The organism is Robertmurraya sp. (assembly GCF_036676585.1).
Taxonomy (GTDB): domain Bacteria; phylum Bacillota; class Bacilli; order Bacillales; family Cytobacillaceae; genus Robertmurraya_A.
The window spans coordinates 1-10113 of the sequence record NZ_JAKFCQ010000119.1 but is presented as its reverse complement, the minus strand read 5'-3'; the positions used below and the strand labels follow the sequence as shown (position 1 = coordinate 10113).

The window sequence follows — 10113 nt, the reverse complement described above, 5'->3', positions numbered from 1 at the left end:
ATAAATATATGGCCATCTCCAATAAGTGCTTGGGCAAGAAGTCTTGCGCCATCCTCTATGGAAAGGTCTTCTTTATCTTGGATTTTTTTAAATAATCCAGTCATTTGGGTTGTGAACATTTTTAACATAAAAGGCCTCCAAATCGTAATCTTCATTTATTATAAAAGAAACGGACAAGGAAGGTAAAATCACAAACTGTAAAAATTTATATGATTTTGATGTAAAATGTTTGCAGGAGAAATTAAGTAGTATATCGAACTACATGAAGGTGGATAGTCCTAATCGTTTATTTACATACAAAAAATAAAAATCCAGAAAAAGTAGGTGGCTTTTCATGAAAGGCAAAATATTAATAGTGGATGACCAATTTGGTATTAGAATTCTGTTAAATGAAGTGCTACAAAAGGAAGGCTACGAAACATTTCAAGCGGCAAATGGAGTACAAGCACTTGAAATCGTGACGAAAAACCCGCCAGACCTTGTTTTACTAGATATGAAAATTCCTGGTATGGACGGAATTGAAATTTTAAAAAGAATGAAAGTCATTGAAAAAGATATTCGTGTCATCATTATGACTGCCTATGGGGAGCTAGATATGATTCAGGAAGCGAAGGATCTTGGAGCGCTCACTCATTTTGCAAAACCATTTGATATTGATGATATTCGTGCGGCAGTTAAGAAGTATTTACCAGTAAAAAATAGTTGATCTTCAAAAATTTTGGCAAAATATACAAATGGTAGCGATTGCATTTCATCTATTTTATGACATCCTATAAAAGTGACCAAGATTGATAGCATTTCTATTTTTTATTTGGTATGATTACAAATGAATTTAGCGGATGATCAATCAAAGTCAGGATCTCAAATTACATAACGTTAATTGTTTAGGGAAAACTCTAATAGGGAACCTGTCTATAAAAGGTCATCATGAATAGGAGGAAGAAGAATGCCTTTAGTATCTATGACAGACATGCTCAAGAAAGCAAAAGCTGAAGGGTATGCAGTAGGACAATTCAACTTGAACAACCTTGAGTTCACACAAGCAATTTTACAAGCGGCTGAAGCTGAAAAATCTCCAGTAATCCTTGGGGTTTCTGAAGGTGCAGCTCGTTACATGGGTGGCTTCAAAACAGTTGTAAAAATGGTAGAAGGTCTTTTAGAAGATTACAAAATCACTGTACCTGTGGCTATCCACTTAGACCACGGTTCAAGCTTTGATAAGTGTAAGGAAGCAATCGATGCTGGTTTTACATCAGTAATGATCGATGCATCTCACCATCCTTTCGAAGAGAATATCGAAACTACAACTAAAGTAGTTGAGTATGCTCATTCAAAAGGTGTATCTGTTGAAGCTGAGCTTGGAACAGTTGGCGGACAAGAGGATGATGTTGTTGCTGAAGGTGTTATCTATGCTGATGTTCAAGAGTGTAAAGAACTAGTATCTCGTACTGGTATCGATTGCTTGGCTCCAGCACTTGGTTCTGTTCACGGTCCTTACAAAGGTGAACCTAACCTAGGCTTCAAAGAAATGGAAGAAATCGGTGCAGCTACTGGTGTACCATTAGTTCTACACGGTGGAACAGGAATCCCAACAGCTGACATCCAAAAGTCAATCTCTTTTGGAACAGCAAAAATTAATGTAAATACTGAGAACCAAATTGCTTCTGCAAGAACGGTTCGTGAAGTGTTAGCAGCGAAACCAGATGAATACGATCCACGTAAATACTTAGGACCAGCTCGCGATGCGATTAAAGAAACAGTTATCGGCAAAATGCGCGAATTCGGTTCTTCAGGTAGAGCGTAATCGAATTTATTTGCTTCATAAGTTGAAACCGCCTTTTCTTGAAAAGGGCGGTTTCAATTGTATTGATGTCATTTTAAAAAAAAAGTCGAATTTTGTATGGGGAGAGTGGAACAGGTGAAATTTTTTATCGATACAGCAAACATGGATGAGATTAGAGAAGCGTATTCTTTAGGAGTTGTTGCAGGGGTTACAACAAATCCATCATTAGTTGCAAAGGAAAAAAATGTTTCATTTGAAGACCGTCTTCGTGAGATTACGGCATTAGTTCCAGGTTCGGTTAGTGCAGAAGTCATCGCGCTTGATGCAGAAGGTATGATTCGTGAAGGTCGCGAGCTAGCTGCCATTGCTCCAAATATTACAATTAAAGTACCAATGACACCAGAAGGTTTAAAAGCGGTATCTACTTTTTCTAAAGAAGGCATCAAGACAAACGTAACATTAATTTTTAGTGCAAACCAAGCATTGCTAGCAGCAAGAGCTGGGGCTACATATGTATCTCCTTTTGTTGGTCGATTAGATGATATCGGTTACAATGGTCTCGATTTAATCACAACAATTGCAGATATTTTCGCGGTTCATGGTTTAGAAACAGAAATTATTGCTGCTTCAATCCGTCATCCGCAGCACGTGACAGAAGCAGCTCTACGCGGGGCGCATATTGCTACAATACCATACAAAGTGATTATGCAATTATTTAATCATCCACTAACAGACAAAGGCATTGAAGCCTTTTTAGCAGATTGGAAAAATAGAGAGAATTAATAAGTGGGACATTTTTCCTATTTATAACTTTTTTATAATTCCATACATGAAGTTTGAAATTTCGTGTAAACTATAAATTAAGGGTGGTATATGTCGTTTTTTGTATTTTTTTAGTGGAAGAATATACCTCGTATAGATTTTTCGAAAAAGCATATATGGAAAAATAAAAAAGATGAGCCAAATCAGTACAAGATATAACACGTATTCTGTGTGAATGATATGGCTTAGAAGGGAGTCAACGATGGATAAGCTGATGATTGCCGGTGGAGACCCTTTAAAGGGAACCGTTCGTATAAGTGGTGCCAAAAACAGTGCAGTCGCACTCATTCCAGCGACCATTTTAGCCGATTCACCAGTAACGATTGAAGGATTACCTGATATTTCCGATGTTCAGATTTTACAAGGACTGCTCGAGGAAATTGGAGGGAAGGTCACTTTTACAAACAATGAAATGTGGGTGGACCCTTCTGATATGATCTCTATGCCTTTGCCAAACGGAAAGGTTAAGAAACTTCGTGCAAGCTATTATTTAATGGGTGCGATGCTTGGCCGTTTTAAAAAGGCAGTGATTGGATTGCCTGGTGGCTGTCATTTAGGACCAAGACCGATTGACCAACATATTAAAGGTTTTGAAGCACTAGGAGCGACCGTGACCAATGAACAAGGCGCGATCTATCTACGTGCGGACGAGCTTCGCGGAGCAAGAATTTATTTAGACGTTGTGAGCGTTGGTGCAACCATCAATATTATGCTTGCGGCTGTTCGTGCGAAAGGGCGTACGATCATTGAGAATGCGGCAAAAGAGCCGGAAATCATTGACGTGGCTACGTTGCTTACGAATATGGGTGCGAAGATTAAAGGAGCAGGAACAGACGTTATTCGTATTGACGGAGTGGACGAGCTTCATGGCTGCCAGCATACGATTATTCCTGACCGAATTGAGGCCGGTACGTATTTAATTCTTGGTGCAGCGGTAGGAGACGGGCTGTTAATAGATAATATTATTCCTCAACACTTAGAGTCGTTAATTGCGAAGCTTCGTGAAATGGGTGTCCCGATTGAAACAAGCGATGACCAAGTATTTGTAGGAAAAGCCGAATCCTTTAAAGCAGTCGATATTAAAACATTAGTCTATCCAGGTTTCCCAACCGATCTGCAGCAGCCACTAACCTCGTTGTTAACTAGTGCTGTTGGGACAAGCATGGTGACGGATACGATTTATGGAGCTCGCTTTAAGCATATTGATGAATTAAGAAGAATGAATGCAAACATCAAAGTGGAAGGTCGCTCAGCGATTATTCACGGTCCTGTCAAACTGCAAGGTGCCAAAGTGAAGGCTAGTGATTTACGAGCGGGAGCTGCTTTAGTGATTGCCGGGTTGATGGCTGAGGGAGTTACAGAAGTAACGGGCCTTGAGCATATTGACCGTGGGTACAGTCATCTTGTAGAAAAATTAAATGGACTTGGTGCGACTATCTGGCGTGAAGCTATGTCAAAAGAAGAGCTTGAACAATTGAAAAACGTATAATAACCTATCAAAAGATAAAGAAAAAATAGAAAGAAGGCAGACCTGCTTTCGTCTGCCTTTTTTATAAGAAGATAAGAAAGTATAAATTATTGAACTTTGAACAATGTCTAGCTCCAGCGCCCAGCGACTAGTGTACTTCGCTCTCTTCCCTACGATAAGTCAACATCGGATCGCTAGCGCTCTCCGTGTTTCCTTTATCTCAGTCAGAGCGCTCCAGTCCATACGTCACTAAACGGGCGCTTGCGCTTTTCTTATTATCCTCCTTACTAACTTCCCATTAAAATAATGTTGATTAATAATTAATAAAAAGGGTAAAATAGAAATTGTTTTTTAAAAAGGCTTACATTAAAAAAGCCTTGTCTTTATAGAATATAACTTTCTCTATCTCTTCTTATACTTCTAGAAAGCCTCAAACATTCAATTCTTTCCATCCATTTTATCGAACAAATTCATAAAGCTTGTGGTGGAACAACATTTTGTAAAAGAGTGGTGTACTAATGGAATTAACAATTTCAAGCCTGGAAAATATGAAGCTAAAAGAGCTTTATGAGCTAGCAAAGACCTTTAAAGTGTCTTATTATAGCAAGCTAACAAAAAAAGAACTTATTTTTGCGATTTTAAAAGCACGTGCGGAATCAGAGGGCTTTTTCTTTATGGAAGGTGTCCTTGAAATCATACAGTCTGAAGGCTTCGGTTTCCTACGACCTATCAACTACTCCCCAAGCTCAGAGGATATTTATATTTCAGCCTCACAAATTAGACGTTTTGATCTCAGAAATGGTGATAAAGTATCTGGTAAAGTTCGTCCACCAAAGGAAAACGAGCGTTATTTTGGACTTTTACAGGTTGGTGCCGTTAACGGTGATGACCCGGAATCAGCAAAGGAACGTGTTCACTTCCCTGCGTTAACACCTTTATATCCTGATCGTCAAATGAAGCTTGAAACGTCACCAAAGCATGTGAGTACGAGAATTATGGATCTTATTTCTCCTGTTGGTTTTGGTCAGCGTGGATTGATCGTTGCTCCTCCAAAAGCGGGGAAAACGATGCTATTAAAGCAAATTGCCAATAGCATTACGACGAATCATCCTGAGGCAGAGCTGATTGTTCTGTTAATTGATGAACGCCCGGAAGAGGTAACAGACATCGAGCGTTCGGTTGCTGGCGATGTGGTTAGCTCAACATTTGACGAAGTGCCTGAAAATCATATTAAAGTGGCCGAGCTTGTGCTAGAGCGTGCGATGCGTCTAGTGGAGCATAAGCGCGATGTAATTATCCTTATGGACAGTATTACTCGTCTCGCTCGTGCGTACAATCTTGTGATACCTCCAAGTGGTCGTACGTTATCAGGGGGGATTGACCCTGCAGCATTTCACCGTCCGAAACGATTCTTTGGTGCAGCGCGTAACATTGAGGAAGGTGGAAGCTTAACCATCCTTGCTACAGCGCTTGTGGATACAGGATCTCGTATGGATGATGTGATTTATGAAGAATTTAAAGGAACCGGTAATATGGAGCTTCACCTGGATCGTGGTCTAGCTGAACGCCGTATTTTCCCTGCCATCGACATCCGCCGTTCGGGAACTCGTAAGGAAGAGCTACTTATTCCGAAAGATCATCTGGATAAGCTATGGGCAATCCGTAAATCAATGTCCGATACGCCTGACTTTGTGGATAAATTTTTACGTAAGCTGAAGCAAACGAAGTCAAATGAAGAGTTCTTTGCTAAGCTTGACGAAGAAATAAAAGCAAAAAGGAATTCATAGGGAAATAAATCCCATGTTGCAAAACCTATACCTGCTTGTTATAATAACATCAGTGTGTTTTTCCATTACACCTTGTGTGTATGAATAACTCTGTTTCGAACGACTCAGGGCAAAAGGAGATGAAAGGTAATGAGAGAAGGAATTCATCCTAACTATAAAAAAGTAACGGTATCTTGTGCATGTGGCAACACATTCGAAACTGGTTCAGTAAAGAAAGAACTTCGTATCGAAACTTGCTCAGAATGTCATCCATTCTACACAGGACGTCAAAAGTTTGCTGAAGCAGGCGGACGTGTTGACCGTTTCAACAAGAAATACGGAATTAAAGCTACAAACTAATAAGAAAAAAGAAACAGGCAAGAAGATTTCAGACCTTGCCTGTTTTTTTATGAAAATGAACGTACATAGTTAGACAGTGAAAGGATAATTTACGTAAAAACTGTCTACTTTAAAATAGAGAGCGAAGCGGAAGGAGAGGCCGTTTATGTATGTAATGAAGCACCATGGTTGGGTAGAAGTGATTTGTGGCAGCATGTTCTCTGGGAAGTCGGAAGAACTGATTCGTCGCGTAAGAAGAGCCCAGTTTGCCAAACAAAAAATTGCCGTTTTTAAGCCGAAAATTGATAATAGATACAGCGATGAAGCTGTTGTCTCTCACAATGGTACATCGTTTATTGCGCGTCCAATCGCCCATTCAACAGAGATTTTTCAGCATATTGATCCTGAAATCGATTTGATTGCCATTGATGAAGTACAATTTTTCGATGACGAAGTAGTAAAAGTCATTCAGCACTTAGCTGATAGCGGCCATCGCGTTGTAGCTGCAGGCTTGGATCAAGACTTCCGTGGCGAGCCATTTACCGTCATGCCAGCATTAATGGCCATCGCAGAGCTAGTAACAAAGCTGCAAGCAGTTTGTGCGGTTTGTGGATCACCTGCTAGTCGAACACAAAGACTAATTAACGGCGAGCCAGCCTCTTACGATGACCCAATTATCCTGGTAGGTGCCTCAGAAGCATACGAACCGCGCTGTCGCCACCACCACGAAGTTCCAAAGTCACCAAACGTAATTGAACGTGCGGACTTTACACAGTCGAAATTATAAATAATTGTATCCACCCTATGTACAGGGTGGATTTTTGATTCACCCGGAAATAATTAGCGAGAGTATTTTCACCGATAATTGCAACACTATCCATAGGAGGTGTTGACAGTGAAAAGATGGCTTATTATACTTTTGGCGGTTTTGGTTTTATCAGCTTGTAACAATAATCCAAAGGGCTTGTCTGATCAGCAGGAGGATCGTGCGGGAAGGTCGTTTGTTGCTAATAAAGATACTGGGCAAGACAATACTCAGTCAAGAGGGTGGCAACGAGGCGATCAAAATCCAAATTTTTTAAATACGGATGGTGGCCGAGTTGATTATGATGGTTATATTGATAAAGCAAGAGAAACGGTGAATGCTACCGATGAGTTCGAAGCAGGATCCATTTGGGTGAATGGAAATTGCCTGTGGGTAACGGCTTATAAAAAAGGGCAGATGTCACGTCAGGAACGAGTGGATGCAGAAGCACGACTACACAAGAAGCTCGTGAAGGCTGTCCCACGTTATGAAATCGAAGTACAGGTCAAAGAAGACCGCTCATAACATGTCCCAAAGGGCATGTTATTTTTCTATGGGTAGGATGGTTTTGACGAGGTGTTTCACCTATATTATAATAGAAATGTTAAGCACTTATAGATTTTGCTTTTTGATTCGGAATAACTAGCGTGTAACCACGCGTGACTAATATAAGAGGTGAAGGACTTTGTTTGATCGTCTTCAATCAGTAGAGGATCGCTATGAAAGACTGAACGAGCTTTTAAGTGACCCAGAGATCGTGAATGATTCAAAAAAATTACGTGAGTACTCGAAGGAGCAGTCAGATTTATCTGCAACTGTTGAAGTGTATCGTGAGTATAAAGATGTAAAAGAGCAGCTTCAAGACGCGAAAGCGATGCTTGAAGAAAAGCTCGATGCAGATATGCGTGAAATGGTAAAGGAAGAATTAAGTGAATTAGAAGACCGTATGGAAGATCTTCAAGCGCGTCTACGTATCTTGTTGATTCCCAAGGATCCGAACGACGACAAAAACGTTATCATGGAAATCCGCGGAGCCGCTGGTGGAGATGAAGCTGCTTTATTCGCGGGTGACCTGTACCGCATGTACTCTAGATATGCGGAATCGCAAGGTTGGAAAACAGAAGTGATGGATGCCAATACTACGGGCGTTGGTGGCTACAAAGAAATCATTTTTATGATTAATGGCACTAGTGCTTTCTCGAAACTTAAGTTCGAAAATGGTGCTCACCGCGTACAGCGTGTTCCGGAAACAGAATCAGGCGGACGTATTCATACATCAACAGCAACTGTTGCCGTTTTACCGGAAGCAGAAGAACTAGAAGTTGAGATTCATGACAAAGATATTCGTACAGATACCTTTGCATCAAGTGGAGCGGGTGGACAGTCCGTTAATACAACGATGTCAGCCGTTCGTTTAACACATATTCCTACAGGTGTTGTCGTTTCGTGTCAGGATGAGAAGTCACAGATTAAGAACAAGGAAAAAGCGATGAAGGTACTTCGTGCCCGCGTGTACGATAAATTCCAACGTGAAGCTCAAGCAGAGTACGACCAAGTTCGTAAATCTGCGGTTGGAACAGGTGACCGTTCTGAGCGTATCCGTACGTATAACTTTCCGCAAAACCGTGTGACTGACCACCGCATCGGATTAACGATTCAAAAGCTTGATCAAATTTTACAAGGAAAGCTTGATGAAGTGCTTGAAGCGTTAATTGTGGAAGAACAATCAAGAAAGCTAGAAGAAGCATCTAATGAGTAAAAAAGTGTTCGAAGCCCTCGCTTGGGCTTCTTCTTTTTTAAAGGAGCATGGCCGCGACGAAAATGCGGGGGAATTATTGCTTCGGCATTATATGAATATGTCACGGTCAAGCCTTTTGGCGAGTTTACATGATGTGGTCGAAGAAGCAATATGGGAGCCTTTTGTTGAGTCAGTAAAAAAGCATGGTGAAGGAATTCCTGTTCAATACATGATCGGTTATGAAGAGTTTTACGGTCGTCGTTTTTCCGTTAATCAAGAGGTGTTGATTCCAAGACCGGAAACCGAAGAATTGGTTTATGGTTCATTGGAGCGTATAAAGAGGTTATTCGGTGAGGAGCAGGTTCAGCTTGTTGATATCGGAACCGGGAGCGGAGCGATCGCAATTACAATGAAGCTTGAGCGTCCCGCTTTACGGGTGACAGCAACTGATATTGCTGAGACCTCTCTGACGGTTGCTCGAAAAAATGCAGAAGAGCTTGGAGCTAAGGTTGAATTTTTACAAGGAGACCTGCTCTTGCCATTTATAGAGTCAAACACGAAGTTTGACGTGGTTCTCTCGAATCCTCCTTATATTCCACTTGGAGATGAGAAGGAGATGTCGGTCGTTGTGACAGAGCATGAACCACACCGAGCTTTATTTGCGGGAGAAGACGGCCTGGACTTGTATCGCCGCTTTATGAACGAACTTCCTCAGGTAGTAAAAAATAAAGCATTAGTTGGCTTTGAAATAGGTGCCGGGCAGTCAGAAGCAGTTAGCGGAATGCTCCAAGAAACATTCCCAACTGCAGTGGTTCAGGTCGTATATGATATAAACGGCAAAGACCGAATGGTTTTTGCGGAAATTGGATTTTAATTTGAAAATGACTCAACAGGTGTTGGATGACTTCTGTTGAGTTTTTTTATATGAAAAAAAGAACTCTATTAAAAACACTCTGTTGATTGGAGCGGAAGGCGCTTGACTCCTGGGGGATTAGCGGGACAGGTTAGACCCCGCAGGAGCGTAAGCGACGAGGAGGCTCACCGCCCGCCCCCCGGAAAGCAAGCGCCTGGAGCGGAAATCAACAGCCTAGTTGTTCTACTAATTTTTTTCAATTTACTAGTTTAAGATGAACATCTCTTGTCCACACTGTTGATAGTGAAGGGATGGTGCTAGTAAATGAAAACAAAAACACTTGCGAAATTATATATAATCATATTATCCATAGGAACATTACTAAGTTTATACATACCAAAAAATGAAGTCACAGCCAACGAAGCGATTGTCATCCCGAATGAGGCCATTCGCTTACGAATTCTAGCAAACAGTGATTTAGAGGTAGACCAAGAGCTCAAGCGCGAAGTTCGAGATGAAGTAAACGCAGCGATCACAGA

12 protein-coding genes are annotated in these 10113 nt (G+C 41.1%); 11 read left to right on the top strand and 1 reads right to left on the bottom strand.

All coding sequences use genetic code 11. The features are described from left to right. Positions 1–128 (bottom strand): DUF2529 family protein (locus tag ACGLXV_RS16140; protein WP_391559474.1); only part of this gene is annotated, 128 nt, incomplete at its 3' end. Between the two features lie 206 nt (positions 129–334). On the opposite strand from ACGLXV_RS16140, the gene ACGLXV_RS16135 reads away from it, so the two are divergent. The 11 genes from ACGLXV_RS16135 to ACGLXV_RS16085 form a co-directional block, all read left to right on the top strand. Further along, the gene (locus ACGLXV_RS16135; RefSeq protein WP_119710273.1) at positions 335–706 is read left to right on the top strand and encodes a response regulator; all 372 of its coding nucleotides are present in this window, start codon (positions 335–337) and stop codon (positions 704–706) included. A 240-nt stretch (positions 707–946) separates the two neighbouring features. Continuing rightward, positions 947–1804, top strand: a complete 858-nt coding sequence (locus ACGLXV_RS16130) for a class II fructose-bisphosphate aldolase (protein WP_119710272.1) — start codon at positions 947–949, stop codon at positions 1802–1804. A gap of 114 nt (positions 1805–1918) precedes the next feature. After that, on the top strand, positions 1919–2566 hold the full coding sequence (fsa, locus tag ACGLXV_RS16125) for a fructose-6-phosphate aldolase (protein WP_391559473.1): 648 nt from the start codon (positions 1919–1921) through the stop codon (positions 2564–2566). Between the two features lie 241 nt (positions 2567–2807). Further along, positions 2808–4094, top strand: a complete 1287-nt coding sequence (locus ACGLXV_RS16120) for a UDP-N-acetylglucosamine 1-carboxyvinyltransferase (RefSeq protein WP_391559472.1) — start codon at positions 2808–2810, stop codon at positions 4092–4094. Between the two features lie 497 nt (positions 4095–4591). Then, positions 4592–5860: a transcription termination factor Rho gene (gene rho, locus ACGLXV_RS16115; RefSeq protein ID WP_066056852.1), complete on the top strand. Its 1269-nt coding sequence runs from the start codon at positions 4592–4594 to the stop codon at positions 5858–5860. A 129-nt stretch (positions 5861–5989) separates the two neighbouring features. Next, positions 5990–6199: a 50S ribosomal protein L31 gene (rpmE, locus tag ACGLXV_RS16110; protein ID WP_119710269.1), complete on the top strand. Its 210-nt coding sequence runs from the start codon at positions 5990–5992 to the stop codon at positions 6197–6199. Positions 6200–6344: 145 nt separating this feature from the next. Continuing rightward, entirely contained in the window at positions 6345–6965 is a 621-nt protein-coding gene (locus tag ACGLXV_RS16105; RefSeq protein WP_391559471.1) for a thymidine kinase, read from the top strand. Between the two features lie 108 nt (positions 6966–7073). After that, complete coding sequence (locus ACGLXV_RS16100; RefSeq protein WP_391559470.1) at positions 7074–7508, top strand: lipoprotein; 435 nt, start codon at positions 7074–7076, stop codon at positions 7506–7508. A 160-nt stretch (positions 7509–7668) separates the two neighbouring features. Next, positions 7669–8742 (top strand): peptide chain release factor 1, encoded by a 1074-nt coding sequence (prfA, locus tag ACGLXV_RS16095; protein ID WP_119710266.1) that lies wholly within the window; start codon positions 7669–7671, stop codon positions 8740–8742. Then, positions 8735–9595 (top strand): peptide chain release factor N(5)-glutamine methyltransferase, encoded by an 861-nt coding sequence (prmC, locus tag ACGLXV_RS16090; RefSeq protein ID WP_391559469.1) that lies wholly within the window; start codon positions 8735–8737, stop codon positions 9593–9595. Before prfA ends, prmC begins: the two co-directional genes overlap by 8 nt. A gap of 303 nt (positions 9596–9898) precedes the next feature. Next, positions 9899–10113 (top strand): stage II sporulation protein R (locus ACGLXV_RS16085; RefSeq protein ID WP_391559468.1); only part of this gene is annotated, 215 nt, incomplete at its 3' end.

Excerpts from the sequence above, each read along its gene's own strand:
- ACGLXV_RS16135 (WP_119710273.1), top strand. The coding sequence starts at position 335 with ATGAAAGGCAAAATATTAATAGTGGATGACCAATTTGGTATTAGAATT.
- ACGLXV_RS16130 (WP_119710272.1), top strand. The coding sequence starts at position 947 with ATGCCTTTAGTATCTATGACAGACATGCTCAAGAAAGCAAAAGCTGAA.
- ACGLXV_RS16120 (WP_391559472.1), top strand. The coding sequence starts at position 2,808 with ATGGATAAGCTGATGATTGCCGGTGGAGACCCTTTAAAGGGAACCGTT.
- rho (WP_066056852.1), top strand. The coding sequence starts at position 4,592 with ATGGAATTAACAATTTCAAGCCTGGAAAATATGAAGCTAAAAGAGCTT.
- rpmE (WP_119710269.1), top strand. The coding sequence starts at position 5,990 with ATGAGAGAAGGAATTCATCCTAACTATAAAAAAGTAACGGTATCTTGT.
- ACGLXV_RS16105 (WP_391559471.1), top strand. The coding sequence starts at position 6,345 with ATGTATGTAATGAAGCACCATGGTTGGGTAGAAGTGATTTGTGGCAGC.
- prmC (WP_391559469.1), top strand. The coding sequence starts at position 8,735 with ATGAGTAAAAAAGTGTTCGAAGCCCTCGCTTGGGCTTCTTCTTTTTTA.